Annotated in this window: 23 protein-coding genes; 10 read left to right on the top strand and 13 right to left on the bottom strand. The window is 72.3% G+C overall.

The annotated features are described in order from the left end of the window. Positions 1-5: 5 nt before the first annotated feature. The 6 genes from EJC51_RS16735 to EJC51_RS16710 all read right to left on the bottom strand — a co-directional run bounded on the left by EJC51_RS16735 (position 6) and on the right by EJC51_RS16710 (position 4,810). The gene (locus EJC51_RS16735) at positions 6-1,202 is read right to left on the bottom strand and encodes an SH3 domain-containing protein (protein ID WP_126271821.1); all 1,197 of its coding nucleotides are present in this window, start codon (positions 1,200-1,202) and stop codon (positions 6-8) included. A gap of 91 nt (positions 1,203-1,293) precedes the next feature. After that, positions 1,294-1,713, bottom strand: coding sequence for a hypothetical protein (locus tag EJC51_RS16730; RefSeq protein WP_126271820.1), 420 nt, complete (start codon positions 1,711-1,713; stop codon positions 1,294-1,296). Beyond that, positions 1,707-2,480 (bottom strand): M23 family metallopeptidase, encoded by a 774-nt coding sequence (locus EJC51_RS16725; RefSeq protein ID WP_244362670.1) that lies wholly within the window; start codon positions 2,478-2,480, stop codon positions 1,707-1,709. Before EJC51_RS16725 ends, EJC51_RS16730 begins: the two co-directional genes overlap by 7 nt. 68 nt (positions 2,481-2,548) lie before the next feature. Then, positions 2,549-3,424: a C40 family peptidase gene (locus tag EJC51_RS16720; RefSeq protein ID WP_165951149.1), complete on the bottom strand. Its 876-nt coding sequence runs from the start codon at positions 3,422-3,424 to the stop codon at positions 2,549-2,551. A 188-nt stretch (positions 3,425-3,612) separates the two neighbouring features. Continuing rightward, positions 3,613-4,119 (bottom strand): RNA polymerase sigma factor, encoded by a 507-nt coding sequence (locus tag EJC51_RS16715; protein ID WP_425276794.1) that lies wholly within the window; start codon positions 4,117-4,119, stop codon positions 3,613-3,615. Between the two features lie 25 nt (positions 4,120-4,144). Further along, entirely contained in the window at positions 4,145-4,810 is a 666-nt protein-coding gene (locus EJC51_RS16710) for a M15 family metallopeptidase (RefSeq protein WP_126271818.1), read from the bottom strand. 275 nt (positions 4,811-5,085) lie between these two features. On the opposite strand from EJC51_RS16710, the gene EJC51_RS16705 reads away from it, so the two are divergent. From EJC51_RS16705 to EJC51_RS16670, 8 genes are all read left to right on the top strand, one after another. Then, entirely contained in the window at positions 5,086-8,301 is a 3,216-nt protein-coding gene (locus EJC51_RS16705; RefSeq protein WP_244362668.1) for an AfsR/SARP family transcriptional regulator, read from the top strand. 109 nt (positions 8,302-8,410) lie between these two features. Beyond that, complete coding sequence (locus tag EJC51_RS16700; protein WP_126271816.1) at positions 8,411-8,863, top strand: hypothetical protein; 453 nt, start codon at positions 8,411-8,413, stop codon at positions 8,861-8,863. Positions 8,864-8,974: 111 nt separating this feature from the next. Next, positions 8,975-9,352, top strand: a complete 378-nt coding sequence (locus tag EJC51_RS16695; protein WP_126271815.1) for a hypothetical protein — start codon at positions 8,975-8,977, stop codon at positions 9,350-9,352. A gap of 27 nt (positions 9,353-9,379) precedes the next feature. Then, the gene (locus EJC51_RS16690; protein ID WP_126271814.1) at positions 9,380-9,763 is read left to right on the top strand and encodes a hypothetical protein; all 384 of its coding nucleotides are present in this window, start codon (positions 9,380-9,382) and stop codon (positions 9,761-9,763) included. A gap of 116 nt (positions 9,764-9,879) precedes the next feature. Next, positions 9,880-10,239: a cytidine/deoxycytidylate deaminase family protein gene (locus EJC51_RS16685; protein WP_126271813.1), complete on the top strand. Its 360-nt coding sequence runs from the start codon at positions 9,880-9,882 to the stop codon at positions 10,237-10,239. 220 nt (positions 10,240-10,459) lie between these two features. Further along, complete coding sequence (locus EJC51_RS16680; protein ID WP_126271812.1) at positions 10,460-10,936, top strand: hypothetical protein; 477 nt, start codon at positions 10,460-10,462, stop codon at positions 10,934-10,936. Positions 10,937-11,088: 152 nt separating this feature from the next. Continuing rightward, positions 11,089-12,399, top strand: coding sequence for a WxL domain-containing protein (locus EJC51_RS16675; RefSeq protein ID WP_126271811.1), 1,311 nt, complete (start codon positions 11,089-11,091; stop codon positions 12,397-12,399). A 56-nt stretch (positions 12,400-12,455) separates the two neighbouring features. After that, positions 12,456-13,469: a WxL protein peptidoglycan domain-containing protein gene (locus EJC51_RS16670; RefSeq protein WP_126271810.1), complete on the top strand. Its 1,014-nt coding sequence runs from the start codon at positions 12,456-12,458 to the stop codon at positions 13,467-13,469. On the opposite strand, the gene EJC51_RS16665 is transcribed toward EJC51_RS16670, so the two are convergent. Further along, a complete protein-coding gene (locus tag EJC51_RS16665) occupies positions 13,363-13,701 on the bottom strand; it encodes a P-II family nitrogen regulator (protein ID WP_059191692.1) in 339 nt (112 codons plus the stop codon). The genes EJC51_RS16670 and EJC51_RS16665 overlap by 107 nt on opposite strands. Further along, positions 13,698-15,008: an ammonium transporter gene (locus EJC51_RS16660; RefSeq protein WP_126276982.1), complete on the bottom strand. Its 1,311-nt coding sequence runs from the start codon at positions 15,006-15,008 to the stop codon at positions 13,698-13,700. Before EJC51_RS16660 ends, EJC51_RS16665 begins: the two co-directional genes overlap by 4 nt. 165 nt (positions 15,009-15,173) lie before the next feature. Between EJC51_RS16660 and era the strand changes: the two genes are divergently transcribed. Beyond that, positions 15,174-16,142 carry a GTPase Era gene (era, locus tag EJC51_RS16655; protein WP_097263918.1) on the top strand — a complete coding sequence of 323 codons (969 nt, stop codon included), beginning with the start codon at positions 15,174-15,176 and terminating at the stop codon, positions 16,140-16,142. 55 nt (positions 16,143-16,197) lie between these two features. Here era and EJC51_RS16650 read toward each other — a convergent pair whose 3' ends face one another. Then, positions 16,198-17,055 carry a helix-turn-helix transcriptional regulator gene (locus EJC51_RS16650; RefSeq protein WP_126271809.1) on the bottom strand — a complete coding sequence of 286 codons (858 nt, stop codon included), beginning with the start codon at positions 17,053-17,055 and terminating at the stop codon, positions 16,198-16,200. Between the two features lie 119 nt (positions 17,056-17,174). Here EJC51_RS16650 and EJC51_RS16645 point away from each other — a divergent pair, with 119 nt between their 5' ends. Then, complete coding sequence (locus EJC51_RS16645) at positions 17,175-18,029, top strand: NAD-dependent epimerase/dehydratase family protein (RefSeq protein WP_126271808.1); 855 nt, start codon at positions 17,175-17,177, stop codon at positions 18,027-18,029. On the opposite strand, the gene EJC51_RS16640 is transcribed toward EJC51_RS16645, so the two are convergent. The 4 genes from EJC51_RS16640 to EJC51_RS16625 are packed head-to-tail and all read right to left on the bottom strand — an operon-like array spanning position 18,026 to position 21,988. Next, positions 18,026-19,267 carry an MFS transporter gene (locus EJC51_RS16640; protein WP_126271807.1) on the bottom strand — a complete coding sequence of 414 codons (1,242 nt, stop codon included), beginning with the start codon at positions 19,265-19,267 and terminating at the stop codon, positions 18,026-18,028. The genes EJC51_RS16645 and EJC51_RS16640 overlap by 4 nt on opposite strands. Continuing rightward, positions 19,264-20,580, bottom strand: a complete 1,317-nt coding sequence (locus EJC51_RS16635) for a GH1 family beta-glucosidase (protein ID WP_425276793.1) — start codon at positions 20,578-20,580, stop codon at positions 19,264-19,266. Before EJC51_RS16635 ends, EJC51_RS16640 begins: the two co-directional genes overlap by 4 nt. A 46-nt stretch (positions 20,581-20,626) precedes the next feature. Further along, on the bottom strand, positions 20,627-20,893 hold the full coding sequence (locus tag EJC51_RS16630) for a protealysin inhibitor emfourin (RefSeq protein WP_126271805.1): 267 nt from the start codon (positions 20,891-20,893) through the stop codon (positions 20,627-20,629). 21 nt (positions 20,894-20,914) lie between these two features. After that, positions 20,915-21,988 (bottom strand): M4 family metallopeptidase, encoded by a 1,074-nt coding sequence (locus tag EJC51_RS16625; protein WP_126271804.1) that lies wholly within the window; start codon positions 21,986-21,988, stop codon positions 20,915-20,917. Positions 21,989-22,281 lie beyond the last annotated feature (293 nt).

Here is a 22,281-nt window from a genome sequence, read left to right as displayed (position 1 = left end):
GCGCGTCAGCACACCGGCACTCCGGGCACCTGGTTCTCCGGCACGCTGAGATAGATGTTGGTCATGTAGCCGCCGTACTGCGGCAGTCGGGCCCACCAGTCGTTGACGTAGGGCGGCTGGCTGACCTGCTCGCCGCGCTTCTGGCAGCCGACCAGGACCTCGGCTCCGGCGGGCAGGGTGGTGACCGCGCCGGAGGCGGTCGTCGCCTCGGTGCGCACCCGGACCCCGCTGCCCCAGGTGCCGACCCAGGTACCGGCGGGGCGGGCGGCGCCGGGGACGTTCAGTGAACGGGTCAGCCGCCCGATGTCGGTGTAGGCCTTGCCGTAGGACGTTCCGCTGGGGTGCAGGGTGAAGACCGCCACGATGGAGCGGTCGCCCGCGCCCACCACACCCGTCGTGTGCAGTGCCGGGCGGGTGAGATCCACGGCGTCGGCGACCGCCGGCGTCCGGGCGGCCGTTCCCGCCGGTGCCTCACCGGTCCGGGCCGCCTTCGCGGCCGTCGTGGCCGGTGCCGTGCAGCCGCCCGAACTGAAGCCCGACCAGCCCTGCTTGACGGCCCAGGGCCGGTTGAAGGAGCCGGCGATGCCGAAGTGCTGGTCGTAGCCGTCGGTGGCGCAGCGGGTGGACCGCCGCAGGTCGCCGAGGACGTAGTCGCGGGTCGCCGCCGGGGCGGAGTCCAGCAGATAGCGGTAGATCTTCACGGTGTCGCGGGCCGAGAGGGCGGTGTAGCCCCAGTAGCCGGGGTGGGTGGACGGCGGCCGGGCGGTGTCGGTCAGGCCGAGCCGGGTGACCATCCGGTCGACGATCGCGCCTGAGCCGTTGTTCGACCAGAACGTGCTCGCGGCGTCGTCGTCGCTGCCGCGCAGCATGGTGTCGATCCTGGCCCGGTCGCTGGCCGGCAGGGCGTCGGGGCCGCGGTTCCAGAGCACGTCCAGGGCGATCAGCAGCTTCACCACGGACGCCGACCTGAACTGTGCGGCGGTGTTCAGCTGTTCGGTGAAGGTGCCGGTCTGGCGGTCGAAGACGGCGACGCCCGCCGTCACCCCGGCCGGCACGTCGGCCCGGGCCGACGCCGGGCGCGCCGAGGGGGACTCGGCGGAGGCGGCGGACATGGTCGTCGCGGTGCCGCACAGCAGCGCCGCGAGGGCGGCGGTCAGCACGCCCGCCCGCAGCGCGCCCCGTGCGCGGTTCAAGGTCGTCATGGTCGTCCTCGGGATAGGGGGGAAGTGGGGTTGGGGGTGGGGAGGAGCACGAGAGCGCCGAGGAGACGGGCTCCTCGGCGCTCTCAACCGGTCAGCAGACCGGCAGGCCCGAGTCCGGCTCGTCGTCGCCGCCGCCGACGAGGAAGATCTCGCTCATGTACGTGGCCGGGACCGCGCCTCGCGCCGGGGCCTTGACCCACCAGGTGTGCGAGTAGCCGCCGTAGGTCGCGCGACCCCCCTTGACCTGGCACTCCGCCAGCAGCCAGCCGCCGGGCGGCGACGTGGCGACGACCTGGGCCTCCGGATCGGGACGGGAACGCAGGTTGACGTCCGTGCCCCAGATCGGGCAGCGGTACAGCCCCCGGTAGTCGGGGTCGGGGGTGCAGGGCGCCGAGTCGGCGGCCCACGCGGACGAGGTGAGGCCGGGGGAGAGGAGCAGCCCGGCGGCCAGGGCCACCGCCGCGACCCCTCTCGTACCGGCGTGGGAACGGCTCAGGATGCCGGTCAGCATGTCGGTACCCCCGGCAGCCAGGAGGCGGGGTGGTCGATGTAGATGTTGGAGATGTAGCCGCCGAGCGCCGGGACGAAGGACCAGGCGTCGTTGGTGTAGCCCTCGGCGTTGACCACGTCGCCGTGCTTCTGGCACTGCACGTTGACCGCCGTCGGCCCGGTCAGCGTGCGCACGACCGCCGCGTTCAGCCGGGCGTCGGTGCGCACCCGTACCGAGGTGCCCCAGGTGGTGAAGTTGGTGCCGGGCGTTCCGCTGCCCGGGGTGCACGGCAGGTTCACACCGCGCTCGTTGAGATAGGGGACGGGGTCCACGCCCCGGGTGGCGGACGTGGAGGCGTACACCCTGAGGTGCAGGTGCGGCCCGGTGGAGTCGCCCTCGGAGCCCATGAGCGCGATCAGCTGGCCGCTGTCGACCCGCTGGTTCACGGAGACGAGACGCTCGTACATGTGGCCGTACTCGGTGATGGTGCCGTCGTCGTGCCGGATGCGGATCCACTGGCCGTAGCCGCTGGCGGGGCCGGAGGCGATGACGGTGCCGGGTCCGGTGGAGTAGATCGAGGTACCGCGGCTGTTGGCGATGTCGACGCCGTCGTGGCCGGAGCTCCACCCCTGGGTGACCGTGCCGGCCGCCGGGCAGGAACCGGCGTAGGCGGCGGCCTTGGCGGGCGGGGCGGCGGCGGCCTGGCCGGCCGCGAGCGGGACCAGCCCGGCAGCGGCGACCGCGGCGACGAGCAGGCCTATGGGCTTGGTGCGCTTCAGTACGCGCATGGCGGTGTCTCCTTCATGGGTGGGATGAGCGGTGTGCGGATCGGGACGGAGGTGCGGGAAACGGCCGGTCAGCACTCGCGGACCCCGGGCAGCCAGGCCGCCGGGTCGTTGATGTAGATGTTCGAGATCCACGCCTTGTACTTGGGCAGGTACGACCAGGCGTCGTTGGTGTAGCCCTCGGCGGTGATCATCTGTCCGTGCTTCTGGCAGAGGACGTCCACGGCCGTCGGGCCGGGCAGCCGGGCCACGGGCGGCTGCTGGAGGCTGGGGTCGGGACGGAGGGCCACATCGGAGCCCCAGGTCATGAACCGTTTGGTGCCCTCGGGCGGCTGCTGGGCGCCGGTGATGCGCAGGGCCCCCGCGTACTCGGAGTTCAGCCGGACGTCGCTGACCATCACGAGCGTCCCGGACTCCCGGGCCTCGACCATCTTGCCGTTGCCGAGGTAGACGGCGATGTGGTGGACGCTGCCGAGGTCGGCCGGGTTCGAGCCCCACAGCAGCAGATCGCCGGGCTGCAAGGGCGCGATCCCCTGGGCGCGGGTGAACCGGGCGGTGGCCTCGCTCCACCGGGCCTGGTTCCACGTCCCCTCGGGCAGGGCGATGCCCGCTCCCTGCCAGGCCGCGTACTGCACGAGGTGCGAGCAGTCGAAGCCCTTGACCTGGCTGTCGTGGGCGCCGGGGCCGCCGCCGGGATAGTCCTGACCGTACGTCGGCCCGTGGATGGAGCCGCCGCCCCACGAGTACGGCACCCCGATCTGTGAGCACGCGGCGTTGACGATCGCCTGTGCCTGGGCGGGTGCGTCCGCCAGGGGACGGCAGCCGGCGGCGGACACGTCCGCCGAGGCGGCCGGTGCCGAGGCGGCCGTGGCCGTACCGGTACAGGTCAATGCGGTGGCGAGCAGCAGCCCTCCTGCCGTCGCGAGCGTGCGGTGGGTGCGACGCATGGGTCCCCCTCGGGTGGTGGGTGCGCGGGTGCGCGGGTGCATGGGTGCGCGAATGCATGGGTGCGGTACGGGTCGGTGGCGTCCGGTGCGGTGGATGGTGCGGCGGTCCGTGTGTGCGGGGCGGTGCGGTGGTCCGCGTGTGGGTGGGGCGGTGCGGTGGCCGGTTCCTGGGCGGCGGGCTCGGCCTCCTACGCGGCGAGCGCGGCGCGGATCTTGGCGAGGCCGCGCATCCGGTTGCGCTGCACCGTGCCGCGGTGTGCGCCGAGCCGTTCCCCCGCCATGTCGTGGGTCAGGCCCTCGATGTCGACCAGGATCACGGCCGCCGCCTCCTTGGGGGACAGCCCGCTCAGCAGCGCCGCCGCCACCGCCTCGGCCTCCCTGCTCGCGAAGCCGCCGTCCCAGCCGTGTTCCGGCAGCCGGTCGGTGCAGCGCTCCTGGCGCGAGGGGTGCCGCCACAGGTCGCGCAGCAGGTTCAGCGCCGCCGCGCAGGTGTAGGCGTACGGCTGCTGCTGACGCGCCAGGGTGCGTGCCCGGGCCCGGCGGGAGAGTCTCAGGTACGTCTCCTGCAGCAGGTCGTCGGCGTCGTGCGGATTGCCGGTCAGCGCCAGCAGCCGGCGCCGCAGCTTCGGCATCACGGCGGTGAACGCCTCGTCGAACTCGGCGGCGGTCATGTGGTCGGTGGTGGTGTTCTGCACGGTGTTCCCCCGGAATCCGGCTGTCTCAGACTGTGGTGGGGCTCAGGGCGGCGGGCCCGTACTTGGCCGTCGGCGCTTCGGTCAGGAGCGCCCAGTACCGGTCCCCGTACGACCAGTGCCACCACTCGGTGGGGTAGTTGACGAACCCCGCGGCCGTCATGGCGCGGCCCATCGCCGCCCGGTGGGCACGGGCCTCGGCGTCGATGTTGAGCGCGGCGGTGCGGCAACCGCCCGCGCTCTCCTCGGGGGTGGCGTTGACCTCCGTTCCGAGCGGCAGTTCGGCGCCGTCGGCCGTGCACAGCGTCAGATCCACCGCGCCGCCGCTGACGTGCGGGGCGACCTCCGGGGGCGAGATGTACGCGCTGGCCAGCTCCCGGATCCGGGCCGGGCCGGCGTCCGGGTGCGCCAGGCGCAGCGCCGCCGCGTACTCCTCGAAGTAGCGGTGTTGCAGGGCGGGCGGCCGGAAGCCCTCCACCATCAGCAGGCGGACGCCGTGGGGCAGCGCCTCCTGTGCGAGCAGCAGCCGGCGCAGTACGTCGGCCCGCAGATGCGCGTACGAGCCGTCGTCGTCGGTCTTCCGCGTGTCGACCCGCAGGGCGGCGAACTCCCGGGCGTCGACCAGGGGTTCACCGTTGTCGGTGACACGCGTGGCGGCGACCCGGGGGTCCGAGAGCAGGATGATGTCCGTCACGCTCACAGCGTCGCGGCGGGCGTTGCAGGATCGATGCAGATCTTCTGCAGGACGCATGCAGGGCCGGGAACGCGCCACCCGTACCTGCGGACCGATGAATTCCGGACACCCCTTCCGTCACATCGGTCAGCCGTGCAACCCGCGGTCCGCGGGCGGAGGTGAGTGTCAGTGGGGGCCGGCACGGTCCCCGGCTCCAGGACGTGAGATCGGGGGACGCGGTGGACGTTTGCCTTCTGGGTCCGGTCGAGGTGTTGCGCGGGGGACACCGGATCGCGTTGAACGGTCCCAAACCGACCGCGATCCTCGCGGCTCTCGTCGTGCGTCTCGGTGAGGTGCTGTCCGTGGAGCGGCTGGTCGATCTGGTCTGGGAGGAGGAGCCGCCCGCCACCGCGCGGGCGCTCGTCGCCTCGCACGTCTCCGGACTGCGCCGAGCCCTGGCCGGTACCGAGGGTGCGGAGGCCATCCGCACCCGGACCCCCGGCTACGTCGCCGAGTTCCCGCCCGCCGCCGTGGACGCCCGGCGCTTCGAGGCGGCGTTCGCGGCCGGCCGGGAGGCGGCCGTCGCCGGGCGGGCCGAGGAGGCCGTCGAGCTTCTTCAGGCGGCGTCGCGCCTGTGGCGCGGCCGGGACGCCCTGGAAGGGCTCGGCCAGTCCTTCGCCCGGGTCGAGGCGCTGCGCCTGACGGAACTCCGGCTGGAGGCACAGGAGTTCAGGTTCTCCGCCGAGCTGGACCTGGACCGGCACACGGATCTCGTCTCCGAACTCGTCGCCCATGTCGCCGCCCACCCCCTCCGGGAGCGCCCGCGCGGCCAGCTGATGACCGCCCTGTTCCGCTCCGGCCGGATGCCCGACGCCCTGCGCTGCTATGACGAGGGCCGTCGGCTGCTCCGTACGGAACTGGGCGCGGACCCCGGCCCGGAACTGCGGGCCCTGCACCAGGCCCTGCTCCGGGCGGACACGGCGGTGCTCGGAGTGCCGACGGCCCGCAGAGCCGCGCCCGCCGGGAGGAGAGCCGTGCCCGTACCGGCGGCGGCCGCCCCGCGCGCGGACGAGGACACCACGGCGGTCCGCCGTGACGAGCGGCCCGACGCCGGCACCCGTCCGCCGGTGCCCACCCAACTCCCGCCCGACGCCGCCGACTTCGTCGGACGTGACGAGCAGACGGCCTGGGCCACCGCACTGCTGGAGAAGGTGCGCGACCCGCTGCGCACCGCGCCGCCCATCGGGGTGATCTCCGGCCGCTCGGGCACCGGCAAGACCGCTCTGGCCGTCCACGTGGGCCATCGCACCGCCGCGCTCTTCCCCGACGGACAGCTCTTCGTGGACCTGCGCGCCTCCGACTCGGAGCCGGTACGGACCGCGGACGCCCTGGCCAGACTGCTGCGCGCGCTCGGGGTGGATCCGCAGACCCCGGCACGCGACGAGGAGGACCTCCTCGGGCTGTACCGCACGCACATCGCACGCCGCCGGGTCCTGCTCATCCTCGACAACGGTGTCAGCGAGGCCCCGCTGCGCCCGCTGCTCCCGCCGGGCGGCGGCTCGGCCGTGCTGATCACCGCCCGCCGCCGGCTGGTCGCGCTGGAGGGCGCCGCCCACCTCGATCTGGGGGTGCCGTCCGAAGGGGAGGCACTGGATCTGCTGGCCCGCGTGGCCGGACCGGCCCGGACCGCGCTGGAACCCGAGCGGGCCGCCGAGATCGTCACGCTGTGCGGCCGGCTGCCGCTCGCCGTCCGGGTCGCCGGTGCCCGTCTCGCCGCCCGCCCGCACTGGACGCCGGCGCGGCTGGTGGCCCGCCTGCGGGATGAGCACCGCCGACTGGACGAACTACAGGCGGGCGACCTGGAGGTGCGCGCGAGCCTCGGCATGGGCTACGCGGACCTGGACAAGCAGGAGCAGCGCGCCCTGCGCCGCCTCGCCCTGATCGACCTGCCCGACTTCGCCGCGTGGGTCGCCGGGCCGCTCCTGGACGTGGGTGAGGACGACGCGGAGGACGCGGTCGAACAACTCGTGGACTGCCACTTCGTGGAGGTCGTGGGCACCGACGGGACGGGCCGGACGCGCTACCGGATCCACGACCTGGCGCGCGAGTACGCCCGCGAGCGCTGCCTCGTCGACGAGACGCGGGAGGACCGCGAGGCTGCGGTACGCAGACTGGTCGCCCGCTGGCTGACGATGGCCCGCCTCGCCGCGGCCCACGGCCCGGGAGGCGCGTCACGGCTCCTGCCGGTCGCGGGCACGGGTGGGGCGGGGCGGGCGGATGCCGGGGTGGGGCGGGGTGCGGGTGGGCCGGAGACGGGTGCGGAGGTCCTGGTCGGGGCGGAGGCGGGTGCGAGCGGGGTTGCGGAGGTCGTGGGCGGGGTCGTGCGCGGTGTGGGTGGGGTTTTCGGGGGCGCGGATGAGCCGTCCGCCTGGTTCGCGGCCGAGCTGCCGTGTCTGCTGGCCGCCGTCATCCACTGCGCCGACCGCGGCATGTCCGACGCCGCCCGTGAACTCGCCGCCACCCTCATGGCCGCCTCCGTGGCCCTCTACAACCAGTTCGACGCCTGGTCCCGTTCCCACGACGTGGCCTTGGCGGCGGTACGCCGGGCCGGGGACATCGAGGGCGAGGCCTGGCTGCTGAACGGTCTGGGCCGGCTCCGCCTGGAACAGGACCGCCTGGACGAGGCGTACGCGTTCTTCGCCCTGGCGCTGCGGCTGTTCGAGGAGCGGTCCGTACGCACCGGCCGGGCGGACGCGCTGGCCGGCATGGGGGCGGCCCGGCGCGAACAGGGCCGCTACGACGAGGCGTTGCCCCTGCTGACCGCGGCGCTCGACCAGTACCGGGAGCCGGCGGACCACGCGTCCATGGCCCATGTGCTGTACGGCATCGGCTTCGTGCACCGGGAACAGGGCCGCGACGACGAGGCATGGGAGGCGCTCTCCCGTGCCCACCGCCTGTACGTCAGCGCCCGGGACCGGCATGGCGAGGCGCTCGCGCTGCGGTCACTGGGCCTGTGTCACCGGGCGCGGGGCGAACTGGCGGCCGCGGAGGCCCTGCTGCGGCAGTCCCTCGCCCTCTTCGAGGAGACGGACGACGCGTACGGCATCATGTACGCGAGCCAGTCCCTCGCCAAGGCCGAGTTCCGGCAGGGCCGGATGACCGAGGCCCGGCGGCGGCTCGACCGGTGCCTGGAGATCACCCGCAAGCGGCAGGACATGTTCGGCGAGGCCCTCGTCCTGCGCACCCTCGGCGAGTGGTATCTCGCCGCGTCCGACTGGGAGTCGGCGACCGAGACCCTGCGCCGGGCCCTCGGGCTGTGGGACGCGCTGCACCTGCCGCTGTGGCGCGCCCGCACCCTGCGGGACCTGGCGCGCGCCGAACTCGCCCAGGGCCGGACCGTGACGGGACGCGAGTTCGAGCGGGAGGCGCACGACGTCTTCGCCCGACTCGGCACCCGCGAGGCGCTCGAACCCTTGGAGGCCATGGAGGCGACCGACGCTCGGGGGCGCTGACGCAGCCGTCGGCACTCATACGAGAGGCGCCCCCGCCCCGTCGCCGGTGTGAGCGGCGCGGCACCCGCCGCCCGCGACCGCCGCCGGACGAGGAAGAGGCCCCTCCACCATGCCGAACACGTCACCCCGTACTTCACCCCGCACGCTCCGAGCGCTGACCACGGCCTTCCTCGTCGCCGCCGCGGCGCTGGCCGGCCCCGCGACCGCGACGGCCCAGCCGGAGCTGGCCGCGCAGCCCGCCGTCTCCCGGGCCGCGGCGACGGGTTTCACGGAGGTCCATGTGTGGGCGACCGACGTCAACGTCCGCAACGGCGCCTCGGGAGCCCCCGCCGAGACGTGCAGGGCCTACCCCTCCCGGCAGAACTGCGGGGTCGTGGCGACGCTGTCCCAGACCACCGTCACCGCCTACTGCCAGAAGCAGGGGGAGCTCATCAGCGACGCGGGTTACAGCAGCCGGTGGTGGACGTACGTGGAGGCACCGAACCGGTACTGGGGCTGGGTGAACAACGTGTACATCACGGGGGACGAGCACCTCGCGCACGTCGACGACTGCACCTTCTGAGCGGAAGAGATCATCAGAGATCCGCGAAGACGGTCCGCGGCACGGTCATACGAACGCGCCGCGCCACCCGTCGTAAGGCCGACCAGGAAGCATCCACCGCAAGGGGACACAATGGCGAAGCGATCCACCAGGCTGGCGGCGACGGGGCTGGCGCTCGGTGCGGCACTCTCCCTGCTCGGCACGGCCGGCAGCGCGGAGGCCGCCGCGCAGAGCGTGAACACCACGATCCAGGCGGGCAGCAACCTCCGGGCGGACGCCACGACGAACAGCAGGCTCGTCGGCACCACGACCTCCACGAGCAAGGCGCTCATCAGGTGCTACGTGCGCGGTCAGTACGTGGAGGCCGGCGGCTACGGCACCGACGTCTGGTACGTCGGCTACGTCGACGACTACGCCGCGACGCCGCCGCACTCCTACTACAACGTCTGGGTGTGGGGCGGCAACGTGAACGTGGGTGCCGACCCGTCCCCCGAGCTCTCCCCCTGCTGACGCGCGGAACCACACCGAGGAGCACCCATGACCAAGCGAAGCAGGACCGCCGTGGCCGCCGGGCTGACGCTCGGCGCAACCCTCTCCCTGCTCGGCGCCGCAGGGACGGCCGGGGCCGCGCCGTCCGGCCCCGGCGATGTCTTTGCGACGACCGTGCAGGCCAACAGCAATTTGCGCGACGCCGCCAGGACCAGCGGCCGGCTCCTGCACACGACGACCGAGGAGAGCGAGGCCGGCATCCTGTGCTACACCCGCGGTGAGCGGGTGACCGTGGGCGGCTACACCACGAATGTCTGGTATCACGGCCAGGTCGTCGACTACGGCGCGGGCGGGATCTTCAACAACGTCTGGGTGTGGGGCGGCAACGTGAACGTCGGCGCCGACCCGGCCTCCGGCATCCCCGTCTGCTGACCGGCTCGCCCCGCCCCACCTCGCGCGATCCACGCCCCCGAGGCCTCCGCTGCGCACGGATGCCCGGGGGCACGGTCGCGTCCGGGACGGGACAAACGCCTAAGTATGCTCGGGGCATGACCGAGAGCAACGTGCCCGACCTCGACCCCGAGGACCGCAAGATCGTCACCCTGGCCCGCTCCGCACGGGCCCGTAACGGTGTGCCCGAGGGGGCTGCGGTACGCGACGACACCGGCCGCACCTATGTCGCGGGGACGGTGGCTCTCGCGTCCCTTCGGCTGAGCGCGTTGCAGACGGCTGTGGCGATGGCGGTGGCGTCCGGGGCCAAGTCGCTGGAGGCGGCGGCGGTGGTGACGGAGGCGGAGACGGTCGCCGTCGCGGACCGGGCCGCGGTGCGGGATCTGGGCGGGGCGGCCACACCGGTGCTGCTGGCGGGGCCGGACGGGGTGGTGCGGGCCACGGTGACCGCGGGCTGACATCGCCCGCGCCGCCCTTTCGGGGTCGGCCGAAATTGAACCTTGCCGTGTTCAGTCTCTCGCGCATCAATGGAACCGGTAGTTCCGACGGTCCGTCAGATTTACCTCGCCACCCCCCACGCGGCGCGTCCCGCACCACGCCCCGCCGACGGGCCGTTCGGGCATCTCCCATCCATCCCCACATGGCACTTCCCCGACACGGGAAGGGATTCGGAACCCGATGAGAGGCAAACGAACAGCGACCGGTGCGGCACTGGTGACCGGGGCGCTCGCGATCGCCGGGCTGGTGTGCGCGCCCGCCGCCCTGGCCGTCAGCCCGGGCAGCGCGACCATCAACGCCGACTGCGGCGGCTTCGGCAGCGGTGAAGCCACCATCACCGCCACCCAGGACGGCACCGCCGCGACCATGACGATCAACTCCTCGGCCATCACCGCACCGATCGGCCTGTCCGAGGACTCGATCACCTCGACCCTCACGCTGGTGAACGCCGCCGGCGGCACCACGTCCTTCACCGCCACCGAGAACCCGGCGATCGCCGCCGGCGACCCCGTGCAGGTCGGCCCGCTCCCCGGCGTCGTGGCCTCCGGTGACAGCCTGGAGGCCTACGGAGGCTCGCTCACGATGACGGTCTTCGGGATCACCATCACCTGCACGGCGACCGCACCGCAGTCGCCCGGTCCGTTCGTGTTCGACTGAGTACGAGCAAATGCCGGTGCTGCCGCGGTAATTGATGGTTCGTCAGATTACTGCGGCAGCTCCATTGACTTCTCACGCAATCCCCACATCAATGCCCCCTGTCGGCGCAGAAGAGCCGCTGCGCCCGCATCCCTCGGAGGGGGCAACCAACCATGAGAATCCGAAGACGCCGACTGGCGTCGCTGCTGGGGGCGACCGCGCTCGCCGTCACCGCCGGCGGTGCGCTCGTCGGGCCGGCCGAAGCCGCGAGCAACGTCGACTTCGCCACCCACTGCATCCCGCCCGCCGTCGCCGGCATCCCGCCCATCGACGGCACCACCACCGCGCTCATCACGGTCGACAAGGCCGCCCCCAAGGTCGGCGACACCGTCACCGTGACCTACACGGTCGTCAAGCCCGCCGCGAGCAACCCCACCGCCATCAGCCTCCCGGCCGACATCATGACGCCGTCCGGAAAGGTCAGGCTCGGCGGGGCGCAGACCGGGGACGTGACCGTCGTCGGGCCCAAGAAGAACGACCCGGTCGCCGGCAACGCGCCCTTCCCGTCGTTCAGCATGACCGGCACCTTCACCGTCACCACCGCCGGAGCCATCACGCTCTCGCCCGGTGACTACAACATCCACACCAGCTACATCCTGGAGCTGGACACCCCCTGCACCGTCATCAGCCCGCCCGCGCCCGTCTCCGAGACGATCACCGCGAGTCCGGCCACCCAGCCCAACACCCGTGCCATCACGCTCGGTTCGGCCTCCGGGAACCCCGGTGACAGCGTCACCGTCAACGGCAGCCACTTCACCCCGGGCGCGACCGTCACCCTCGCCGGACGCTCCGGTGCCGGCCAGACCGCGGACACCGCGACCGTGACGGCGGACACGGCCGGTGCCTTCAGCGGGTCGCTCGTCGTGAACGACAAGACCACCACCGGTGTCGTCGCCTACGAGGGCGCGAGCTGGAGCGATCAATCAGGTGCCGGGCCCGCCGCCTACACCGTCATCGACAACACACCCGTCCCCGACAACGCCCAGAAGATCAGCACCACCGTGAAAGCGGGCACCCTCTCCATGACCCAGGCCGGGGACACCGTCTCCCTGGGCGCGGTCGACTACGGCAAGGGCGGCGCCTCGGGCGGCGACCTCAACACCGTGAGCGTCAAGGACTTCCGTGGCGGTGTCGCGGGCTGGTCCCTGACCGGCAAGGTCACCGACTTCACCGGTCCCGGCGCCAAGATCGATGCCGGGGCGCTCAGCTGGACCCCCGCCTGCACCACCAAGGCGGGCAGCCCCAGCACCTGCCAGGCCGGCTCCTCCGGCACCGTGGGCACGGCCGGGGCGACCCTCGCGTCCGCCCCCGACGGCACGGTCACCGGCGGTGAGTTCACCGTCGACGCGAAACTCTCCCTGAACGTACCGGCGTTCACGCCTCCGGGCACGTACTCCGGCGTTCTCACCCTCACGCTCAGCTGACCGTACGGGCGTCCGCACCCGCCCGTGTCGCCTCGTCCAAGTGGGGGTCCGCACCCATGCGCCGTACGTTCCACGCCCTGGTCCTGGGCCTTCTGTTCCTCCTCGTCACCCCCTGCGCGCACGCCGCCGACAACGGCAGCTGGTCCGTGTACCCGCTCGCGTCCAAGGTCGCCGCGCGTCCCTACTTCTATCTCTCCGCCGACCCCGGGCAGACCCTCACCGACAAGGTGGTCGTCGCCAACAAGACCGGGAAGGCGCTGACGTTCCGCCTGTACGCCGCCGACGCCTACAACACCGCCCGCGACGGCGGCTTCGCCGTGCGCACGGTGACGGAGAGGATGCGCGGCGTCGGGGTGTGGGCGCGGCCCGCGAAGGCCCGGGTCACCGTTCCCGCGCACGGCAAGGTGACCGTGCCGTTCACGATGAAGGTGCCGCAGGGTGCCGAGCCCGGTGACCATCCGGGAGCCATCGTGGCCCTCGACGAGCGGATCGACCGGGGCGACGGCTCGGTCGCGCTCGGGGTGCGGCGGGCCGTGGCCGCCCGTGTCTATCTGCGGGTCGGCGGGCCGACCCTCCCCGCGATCTCGGTGGAGGACGTCCGGGTCAGCCACCACCAGCCGCTCGTGCCGGGACTGGGCGACAGCGCGGCGACCGTCTCGTACACCCTGCACAACACCGGCAATGTCACCCTCGACCCGAAGGTCGAGCTGCGCGCGACGGGCCTGTTCGGCCGTACGCTGCTCGCTCGCGACCTGACGAAGGTCCCCTCCGAGCTGCTGCCCGGGCCGCGCGTCCGGCTGAGCGAGCCGTGGCGGGGCGCGCCCCAGCTGGACTGGGGTGAGGTGACGCTCACGGCGAGCGCGAAGGACACCCGCGAGTCGGCGGGCGCCTCCTTTCTCGCGCTGCCGTGGCTGATGGCCGTGCTGCTGGGGATGGTCGTGGGGGCGGGGGCCGTCCTCGCGATCAGAGCGCGTCGGGGCCGCGTTCGCCCGTCCGTACGCGCACGACCGTCTCGACCGGCAGTGCCCACACCTTCCCGTCCCCGATCTTCCCCGTCTGCGCGGCCTTGACGATCGCGTCGATGACGGCGTCGGAGTCGGCGTCCTCCACCACGACCTCGATCCGGACCTTCGGGACCAGGTCGACCTGGTACTCGGCGCCGCGGTACACCTCGGTGTGGCCGCGCTGGCGGCCGTAACCGCTGGCCTCGCTCACGGTCAGGCCGTGGATGCCCAGCTCCTGGAGGGCGGTCTTCACCTCGTCGAGGCGGTAGGGCTTGACGATGGCGGTGATGAGCTTCATGCCTGGCTCTTGACCTTCTGGGCGGAGGGGACGGAGGACGCGCTGACCGGGGCGCCGTGGCCCAGGACGCCGTGATCGTATGCGGTCTCGGCGTGCACCGTAAGGTCCAGGCCGGTGTGCTCCTGCTCCTCGCTCGCGCGGAAGCCGATCGCCTTGTCGAGCAGCTTGCCGATGCCGTACGTCACCAGGAAGGCGTACGCCCCCACGGCGGCCACGGCCACCAGCTGCCTGCCGAGCTGGGCGAGGCCACCGCCGTAGAGCAGACCCTCGGGGCCGCCGGTCATCTCCTCGACCGCGAAGACGCCGATGAGGAGGGTGCCGACGACGCCGCCGACCAGGTGGACGCCGACGACGTCCAGCGAGTCGTCGTAGCCGAGCTTGAACTTCCAGCTCACGGCGTAGGAGCAGAGCACGCCCGCGGCGAGGCCGACGACGAGGGCGCCGAGCAGGGAGACCGAGCCGCAGGACGGGGTGATCGCGACCAGGCCCGCCACCGCGCCGGACGCGGCGCCCAGCGTGGTGGGGTGGCCGTCGCGCTTCTGCTCGACGAAGAGCCAGCCGAGCAGGCCCGTGCAGCCGGCGGCGAGGGTGTTGAGGAAGGCGGCCGCGGCGAGCCCGTTGGCGCCGAGCGCCGAGCCGGCGTTGAAGCCGAACCAGCCGAACCAGAGGAGGCCGGCGCCGAGCACCACCATGGGGAGGTTGTGCGGGCGCATCGCGTCCTTCTTGAAGCCGAGGCGCGGGCCGAGGACGAGCGCGAGGGCCAGTCCGGAGGCGCCGGAGGTGATCTCGACCGGCAGACCGCCCGCGAAGTCCAGTGCGCCGAGCTTGTCGAGGATCCAGCCGCCCGGGCCCCAGACCCAGTGGGTGACGGGAACGTATACGAGCAGCGCCCAGACCGGCACGAACACCAGCCACGCACCGAACTTCGCGCGGTCCGCGATCGCGCCGCTGATCAGGGCCGCCGTGATGATCGCGAAGGTGAGCTGGAAGGTGGCGAAGAGGAGGGTGGGGACCGTGCCCTGGACGCTGTCGGGGCCGAGGCCCTTCATGCCGGCGTGGTCGAGGCCGCCGATGAGGCCTTGGAAGGTGTCGTCGCCGAAGGCGAGGGAGTAGCCGGCGGCCAGCCACACCACCGTGACCAGCGCGATCGACACGAAGCTCATCATCAGCATGTTGAGGACGCTCTTCGTGCGGACCATGCCGCCGTAGAACAGGGCCAGACCCGGGGTCATCAGCAGGACGAGGGCGGTGGCGGCGAGCAGCCAGGCGGTGTCGCCGGTGTCGATACCTTGCGCGGCGAGGGTCACGGTCGTCTCCAACGGTGTGGGGGCTCGTCAGAGGTTCACCGGCGTGCGTTTCCGGTCGGGCACGGCGGTGTTTCCTCGATGTTTCGTTGCGTGGAGGTTTCCGGGAGCTCACCGGGAGACGGGTAAGGGGACGCCTGTGCGGCGGGGGTCTGTGGATCAGGGAGAATGGGCGCCATGAGCGTTCGCAGTCAGTCATCCGAGCCGTCTGAGCCGACCGGGGCTCCCCATCGCGCCGGCTTCGCCTGCTTCGTGGGCCGCCCCAACGCGGGCAAGTCCACCCTCACGAACGCTCTGGTCGGGCAGAAGGTGGCGATCACCGCCGACCAGCCGCAGACGACGCGGCACACCGTGCGCGGGATCGTGCACCGGGAGGACGCCCAGCTGATCCTGGTGGACACCCCGGGGCTGCACAAGCCGCGGACGCTCCTGGGGGAGCGGCTGAACGACGTCGTGCGGACCACCTGGGCCGAGGTCGACGTGATCGGCTTCTGCCTGCCGGCGAACGAGAAGATCGGTCCCGGTGACCGGTTCATCGCCAAGGAGCTCGCCGGGATCAAGAAGTCGCCGAAGGTCGCGATCGTCACGAAGACGGACCTCGTCGACTCCAAGGCCCTCGCCGAGCAGCTGATCGCGATCGACCAGCTGGGCAAGGAGCTGGGGATCGAGTGGGCGCACATCGTGCCGGTGTCGGCGACGGCGAACAAGCAGGTGGATCTGCTGGCGGACCTGCTGGTGCCGCTGCTGCCGGAAGGCCCCGCGCTGTACCCCGAGGGTGACCTCACCGACGAGCCGGAGCAGGTCATGATCGCGGAGCTGATCCGTGAGGCCGCGCTGGAGGGCGTGCGCGACGAGCTGCCCCACTCCATCGCGGTGGTCGTCGAGGAGATGCTCCCCCGCGAGGACCGCCCCGCCGACAAGCCCCTCCTCGACATCCACGCCTTCGTCTACATCGAGCGCCCCAGCCAGAAGGGCATCATCATCGGCCCCAAGGGCAAGCGCCTGAAGGAGGTCGGCATCAAGAGCCGCAAGCAGATCGAGGCGCTGCTGGGGACGCCGGTGTTCCTGGACCTTCACGTGAAGGTGGCGAAGGACTGGCAGCGGGATCCTCGGCAGTTGCGGAAGCTGGGCTTCTGATCCGCACCTCGAAGCAGTTGCGTCGCTTGGGCCTCTGATCTGCACCCCGAAGCAGCTACGGCGTCTGGGCTTCTGACGGGGACAGGTCCTGTAGGCCCACCACCCTGAGCAGCTGGAGGCGTTCGTAGGCCTCCGTGCCCGGGCGGGCCGAGTGGACTATCAGGAGGTGGTGGTGCTCGTGGCTGAGCATCACCTCGCAGTCCAGTTCCAGGAGGCCGACCACGGGGTGCAGGAAGCGCTTCGTCGCCCGGTTGCGCTGCGACACCTCGTGTTCCTCCCAGAGGGCCGCGAACTCCTCGCTCAGGGCGCGTAGTTCGGCGACGAGTGCCGTCGGTTCCGGGTCGTCCGGGCGGGCCGCCGCCACCGCCCGGAGCGATGCGACGTGGGTCCGGGCGTGGACGGCGATGTCCTCCTCCGGGAAGAGGTCCCGGACCGCCGGGTCCAGGAAGAAGCGGCGCAGGAGGTTGCGGTCCCGGCGCGGCCGGGACATCACGTCACCCACCAGCGCCTTCGCCAGCGCGTTCTGGGCCAGCACCTCACCGCAGTCGTTCACCACCTGCGCCGGGGTGTCGTGCAGCCGGTCGAGGATCAGCAGGAGGCCGGGGCGGACGTGGGCCGACGCCGTTTCCCGGCGTGGGGGTTCTTCGCCCGCCAGATGGAACAGGTGGTCCTGCTCGACGTCCGTCAGCCGCAGCGCACGCGCCAGTGCCGTCAGCATCTGCCGGGACGGGCGCGGGCCGCGGGACTGTTCCAGGCGCGTGTAGTAGTCCACGGACATCCCCGCGAGCGACGCCACCTCCTCCCGCCGGAGGCCGGGCGTACGGCGCCTCGCCCCCGGCGTCAGGCCCACGTCCGACGGGGTCAGGCGGGCGCGGCCACGGCGTAGGAAGTCCGCCAGTTCGGGTCGGTTCACCCCTCCAGCCTGCGGCACTCCGCCCTCCTTATCCAGGGACTGCCGGTCCCCCGATCGAGAGGTCTCTCCCGGCCGGCACGAACCCGGCAGAGGCTGGTCACCGACGAGAGGAGCACAGGATGCTGACGTTGGTGACAGGGACGACCGGGCAGGTCGGCCGACGGTTCGTGCCTCGGCTGCTGGCCCAGGCCCGGCCGGGCGAGAGGGTACGGGTGCTCGTGCGGGACGCCACCCGCGGGGAACCCTTCGCCGAGCTGGGCGCCGAGGTCGTGGTCGGCGATCTGCGGGACGCCGAGGTGCTCGGCAAGGCGGTCGCCGGCGTGGACGTGGTCGTGAATGTCGCGGCCGCCTTCCGCGGGGTGCCGGACGAGGAGGCCCGGGCCGTCAACCACGAGGCGGCCGTGGAGCTGGGGCATGCCGCGCTCGCGGCCGGGGTGGGGCGGTTCGTGCAGGTCAGCACGGGCCTTGTGTACGGCACCGGACGCGGGCGGCCGCTGACCGAGGACGACGAGAGCCGGCCCGGCGGGGGAATGTGGGGCGCCTACCCCGAGTCCAAGGCGCGGGCCGAGCGGGAACTGCTCGCGATGGACGGGCTGGACGTACGCGTCGCCCGCCTCCCCTTCGTCTACGGCGAGGGCGACCCCCATCTCGCCCAGTCCCTGATGTGGGCCGGGAACTGGGCGGCCACCCAGCGCCTGCACATGGGCCACCACGTGGACGTCGCCCAGGGCCTGCTGCGCATCCTGCACGCGCCGGGCATCGCGGGCCGGATCTACAACATCGCCGACGACGCCCCCGTCACGGCGGTGGAGCTGCACCAGCTGAACGGCGCCGAGGTCCCGCCGGAGCTGTACGAGCGGACCGACCCCGACCCGTGGCTGGTGCTCATGTCCACGGAACGGATCCGAAGGGAGCTGGGGTACCGGCCGGTGTATCCGTCGGTCTACGCGGCCAGGGACGCCGGAGCGCTCTAGTCCACGCCCCTTATACGGTCGACGAACACGGCCCCCGCCACCGCGATCACCGCCGCCACCAGATACAGCACCCGGTACCCGCCGAGATGCGTCACGATCGGTGCGGCCACGGCGGGGGCGGCCACCTGGGGGAGGGCGTTGGCGACGTTGATGACGCCGAGGTCCTTGCCCCGGTCCAGGGCCTTCGGCAGGACGTCCGTCATCAGCGCGAAGTCGACCGACATGAACACCCCGAGGGCCAGGCCCAGCAGCGCCGCCACCACGATCGCGCCGGCCCAGGTCTGCCAGGCCGCGAGCAGCGCCGTGGCCGCCGCCATCAGCGCCCCGGACCAGCGCACGAACGGTTTGCGGCGGCCCACCCGGTCCGACCAGGCACCGCCCACCACCACCGTGGCCAGCAGCGTCACGCTGTTCACGGCGGTGAGGATCAGGACGCCCTGCTCCGGGTCGTCGTGGTGGAGCCGGTCCCGGAGGTAGTAGAGGAGGTAGAGGATCACCAGCGCGTTGCTGAGGTTGATCAGGAACCGGGTCAGCCAGGCCCAGCCGAAGTCCGGGTAGCGGCGGGGGCTCAGCCAGAATCCGCGGGCGAAGGAACGGCCGTGCCACGGCGGGCGGTCCGCCGTCGCCAGGCGCAGGTCCGGGTAGCGCAGGACGTACGGCAGGACGCCCGCCAGCGCGAACACCGCGCACGCCGCATACCCCGCCGCGATCCCGCCGGCCGCCGTCGCCAGCCCCGTACCGGCCACCGCGCCCAGGATCTGCGCCGCCCCCAGCCACCCGCCCACCGACCCGCGTTGCAGCCGCGGCACCCGGTCCGGCACCGCCGCCGTCACGGCCGCGAAGGACGCGTTCAGGGTCAGCTGGACCAGGCACCAGCCGAGCGTCATCAGCCACAGGCCGCCCGCGCCCGCGAGCAGGAGCAGGGACAGGAACCCGCCGCCCGCCCCGGCCACGATCCACGGCGTACGGCGGCCCCAGCGCGCCGTCGTCCGGTCCGACAGGGCGCCGAAGAACGGGTTCGCGGCCAGGGACACCACCGCCCCGGCGCCCGTCACCCACGCCAGCAGCGTCTCCTTCGACATGCCCGTGCCGGGTGCGAAGTCCTCCGCCTGGCGGGCCAGCAGGATCTGCAGCGGGCCGTACCAGCCCACCCAGATCGCCACGTTGGCGAGCGAGAGGGCCGCCGTCCAGCCCCGGCCGACCCGCTCGACGGGTTCGTCCAGGGCCGCCGTCGTCACCTCTGGGCCCGCAACAGGGACTGGTACCAGGCGTAGGAGTCCTTCTTGGTCCGCTCCTGCGTCGTGAAGTCCACGTGCACCAGGCCGAACCGCTGCGCATAGCCCTCGGCCCACTCGAAGTTGTCCATCAGCGACCACACGAAGTAGCCGCGGACGTCGACGCCCGCCTCCACCGCCCGGTGCAGGGCCCGCACATGGCTGTCGAGGTAGTCGATCCTGGCGCGGTCGTGGAGGCCCTCGTACGAGCAGCCGTTCTCCGTGATGACCACGGGCGGGAGCCGGTCGCCGTAGCGTTCGCGGAAGGTCGTGAGGAGTTCCGTCAGGGCCTCCGGGACCACCGGCCAGCCGAAGTCCGTGACCGGGACGTCCTCGATCTCCTGGACGGAGAAGGGCAGTTCGGCCGGGATGGTCAGCCCGCCGAACTCGATGTCCGCGCCCTGCGGGGCGCCCACCCGGGTCGGCGCGTAGTAGTTGACGCCGTAGAAGTCCAGCGGCTCGGAGACGACCTTGAGGTCCGACGCCACGTCGCCCGGCATCAAGTCGCCCAGCCCGTCCGGGTATTCGCCCAGCAGGATCGGCTCGGCGAACAGCCGGTTGAGCAGCAGGTCGTAGAACGCCGCCGCCTCCAGGTCCGGCTGCTCCTGCGAGGCGGGCCAGGTCGGGCCGTGGGAGTTGGCGATGCCGATGTCCGTGGCGCCGCGGGCGCGCAGGGCCTGGACGCCGAGACCGTGGGCGAGGAGCAGATGGTGGGCGACCGGGAGCGCGTCGAACATCAGCCGCTTGCCGGGGGCGTGGGCGCCCAGCGCATGGCCGAACAGGGTGTGTTCGGCGGGCTCGTTGAGCGTGATCCACTTCCGCACCCGGTCGCCGAGCCGCTCGGCGACGACCGAGACGTACTCGGCGTACCGGGCCGCGGTGTCCCGCTCCAGCCAGTCGAGACCGACCGGCAGGTCCCAGTGGAAGAGGGTCGGGACCGGGCGGACGCCCGCCGCGCAGAGCTCGTCGACCAGCCGGTCGTAGAAGTCCAGCCCGCCGGGGGAGTTCACCCTCGGCCAGGAGATCGAGAACCGGTACACGTCCACGCCCAGGTCGGCCAGGAGCGCCACGTCCTCGCGGTAGCGGTGGTAGTGGTCGCAGGCCGTCGCCGCCGTCGAGCCGTCCTTCACCCGGCCCGGCTCGGCGGTGAACGCGTCCCACACGGAGGGCTCGCGCAGCTCCGCCGCGCCCTCGATCTGATGGGCCGAGGTCGAGACGCCCCAGAGGAAGCCGGCCGGGAACTTCGGTATCGCGTTGGTCGCCATGGGCGGGATCATCCTTACCGCCGGTAAGGGAAGTCAACGCCCCAGCGTGAACTGCCCGTTACGCTCCCTCCTTCAGCACCCGCGTGATCAGCTGCCGCTGCTCCTCGGTGAGCCGGGGGTCGGCCGCGTAGACCGTCCTCCCGTCCACCGTGATCTCGTAGCTGAACCCGTCGGGGACCCCGACGGGCGGGAGGTGCCGCCCGTCGGAGACCGCCTTCTCGGCCAGGGCTCGCCATTCGTGTGCGTCGGGCCGCCCCGAGGTGTCCACCTCGGCGCTGCGCTCGATGCCCGCGAATCCGCCCGTGCGCCTCACTCGAATACGCATGGGACCGTGTGTAGTACGGAATTACGCCGTGCGCACCCCGACCTGCTCCCAGGCCTTCAGCACGGCCTGGAGTTCCTCGCCGTCCTGGTAGCGGGCCTTGGCCGCCGCCACCGTCAGCGTCGCGAAGTCCGCGAACAGCGCGTCCTTCTTCAGCTGCCCGCCGGTCAGCACGTCGTACCAGATCTGTCCCGCCCGCTCCCAGGCGTGGCCGCCGAGGGTGGTGGCGACGATGTAGAACGCGTGGTTGGGGATGCCGGAGTTGATGTGGACGCCGCCGTTGTCGCGGCCGGTGCGGACGTAGTCGTCCATGGTCGCGGGCTGCGGGTCCTTGCCGAGGACGTCGTCGTCGTACGCCGTGCCCGGCTCCTTCATGGAGCGCAGCGCCTTGCCGGTGACGCGCGGGGCGAGCAGGCCCGCGCCGATCAGCCAGTCGGCCTCGGCGGCGGTCTGGCCGAGCGTGTACTGCTTGATGAGGGAGCCGAAGACGTCGGACATCGACTCGTTGAGCGCGCCGGGCTGGCCGAAGTAGGTCAGGTTGGCGGTGTACTGCGTGACGCCGTGGGTGAGTTCGTGGCCGATGACGTCGATCGGGATGGTGAAGTCGAGGAAGATCTCGCCGTCCCCGTCGCCGAACACCATCTGCTCGCCGTTCCAGAAGGCGTTGTTGTAGTCCTTGTCGTAGTGGACCGTGGCGTCCAGCGGGAGGCCGTTCGCGTCGATCGAGTCGCGCTCGTAGGCGTTGAGGTAGAGCTCGAAGGTGGCGCCGAGGCCCGCGTACGCGCGGTTGACCGTGGCGTCCTTGCCCGGTTCCGAGCCCTCGGCGCGGACCTTCTTGCCGGGCAGCTCGGTGCGGTGCTTCGCGTCGTAGAGGGTGCGGTGCGGCTTGCCGGCCTCCGCGCCGAGCGGCGCGGTGACGGACGGGGCGCCGATGACCGTGGTCAGCCGGCGGTGGGTGCGCTCGAAGGCGTCGCGCTCCAGGGTCTTGCGCGCGGGATCGGCGAGCGCGGGGTCCTCGGCCTGGGCCAGCTTGTCGAGGACGTGCGGCGGTACGACGGTGCAGAAGACGGGCTCGAAGCCCCCGTTGGTCTTCGTCATGCCCGGCACCCTTGCACTGCGTCATACCGGTGTCACTAGCCGCAACCATGATTGGTGAAATATGCGGACAGGGAGCGGCACACTCCGTGACGAAGTGGTATGACGAAGTGGCGTGGCGCACTTTTTGTCCGGTTCCCTGGTTATTCGTCACCCGGGTCCCGCATGCTGATACAGCGCCCCGCATCCGAACCGGCTCGGCTAGCATGCTTCGCATCATGCGTTTCGGGCTGCTTCTTCTTAGCTGCCGCGGCGAGGGCCTGTAGTCCAGGTCGACTCCCTCCCCGCGGAGCTTG

The organism is Streptomyces aquilus (genome assembly GCF_003955715.1).
In the GTDB taxonomy this organism is placed as follows: Bacteria; Actinomycetota; Actinomycetes; order Streptomycetales; family Streptomycetaceae; genus Streptomyces; species Streptomyces aquilus.
The sequence above is the reverse complement of the archived record's forward strand: the minus strand, read 5'-3'. Positions and strand labels throughout refer to the sequence as shown.

Excerpts from the sequence above, each read along its gene's own strand:
- EJC51_RS16665 (WP_059191692.1), bottom strand. The coding sequence starts at position 13,701 with ATGAAGCTCATCACCGCCATCGTCAAGCCCTACCGCCTCGACGAGGTG.
- era (WP_097263918.1), top strand. The coding sequence starts at position 15,174 with ATGGGCGCCATGAGCGTTCGCAGTCAGTCATCCGAGCCGTCTGAGCCG.
- EJC51_RS16735 (WP_126271821.1), bottom strand. The coding sequence starts at position 1,202 with ATGACGACCTTGAACCGCGCACGGGGCGCGCTGCGGGCGGGCGTGCTG.
- EJC51_RS16680 (WP_126271812.1), top strand. The coding sequence starts at position 10,460 with ATGAGAGGCAAACGAACAGCGACCGGTGCGGCACTGGTGACCGGGGCG.
- EJC51_RS16730 (WP_126271820.1), bottom strand. The coding sequence starts at position 1,713 with ATGCTGACCGGCATCCTGAGCCGTTCCCACGCCGGTACGAGAGGGGTC.
- EJC51_RS16685 (WP_126271813.1), top strand. The coding sequence starts at position 9,880 with ATGACCGAGAGCAACGTGCCCGACCTCGACCCCGAGGACCGCAAGATC.
- EJC51_RS16690 (WP_126271814.1), top strand. The coding sequence starts at position 9,380 with ATGACCAAGCGAAGCAGGACCGCCGTGGCCGCCGGGCTGACGCTCGGC.
- EJC51_RS16725 (WP_244362670.1), bottom strand. The coding sequence starts at position 2,480 with ATGCGCGTACTGAAGCGCACCAAGCCCATAGGCCTGCTCGTCGCCGCG.
- EJC51_RS16625 (WP_126271804.1), bottom strand. The coding sequence starts at position 21,988 with ATGACGAAGACCAACGGGGGCTTCGAGCCCGTCTTCTGCACCGTCGTA.
- EJC51_RS16675 (WP_126271811.1), top strand. The coding sequence starts at position 11,089 with ATGAGAATCCGAAGACGCCGACTGGCGTCGCTGCTGGGGGCGACCGCG.
- EJC51_RS16695 (WP_126271815.1), top strand. The coding sequence starts at position 8,975 with ATGGCGAAGCGATCCACCAGGCTGGCGGCGACGGGGCTGGCGCTCGGT.
- EJC51_RS16630 (WP_126271805.1), bottom strand. The coding sequence starts at position 20,893 with ATGCGTATTCGAGTGAGGCGCACGGGCGGATTCGCGGGCATCGAGCGC.
- EJC51_RS16645 (WP_126271808.1), top strand. The coding sequence starts at position 17,175 with ATGCTGACGTTGGTGACAGGGACGACCGGGCAGGTCGGCCGACGGTTC.
- EJC51_RS16720 (WP_165951149.1), bottom strand. The coding sequence starts at position 3,424 with ATGCGTCGCACCCACCGCACGCTCGCGACGGCAGGAGGGCTGCTGCTC.
- EJC51_RS16700 (WP_126271816.1), top strand. The coding sequence starts at position 8,411 with ATGCCGAACACGTCACCCCGTACTTCACCCCGCACGCTCCGAGCGCTG.
- EJC51_RS16635 (WP_425276793.1), bottom strand. The coding sequence starts at position 20,580 with ATGATCCCGCCCATGGCGACCAACGCGATACCGAAGTTCCCGGCCGGC.
- EJC51_RS16670 (WP_126271810.1), top strand. The coding sequence starts at position 12,456 with ATGCGCCGTACGTTCCACGCCCTGGTCCTGGGCCTTCTGTTCCTCCTC.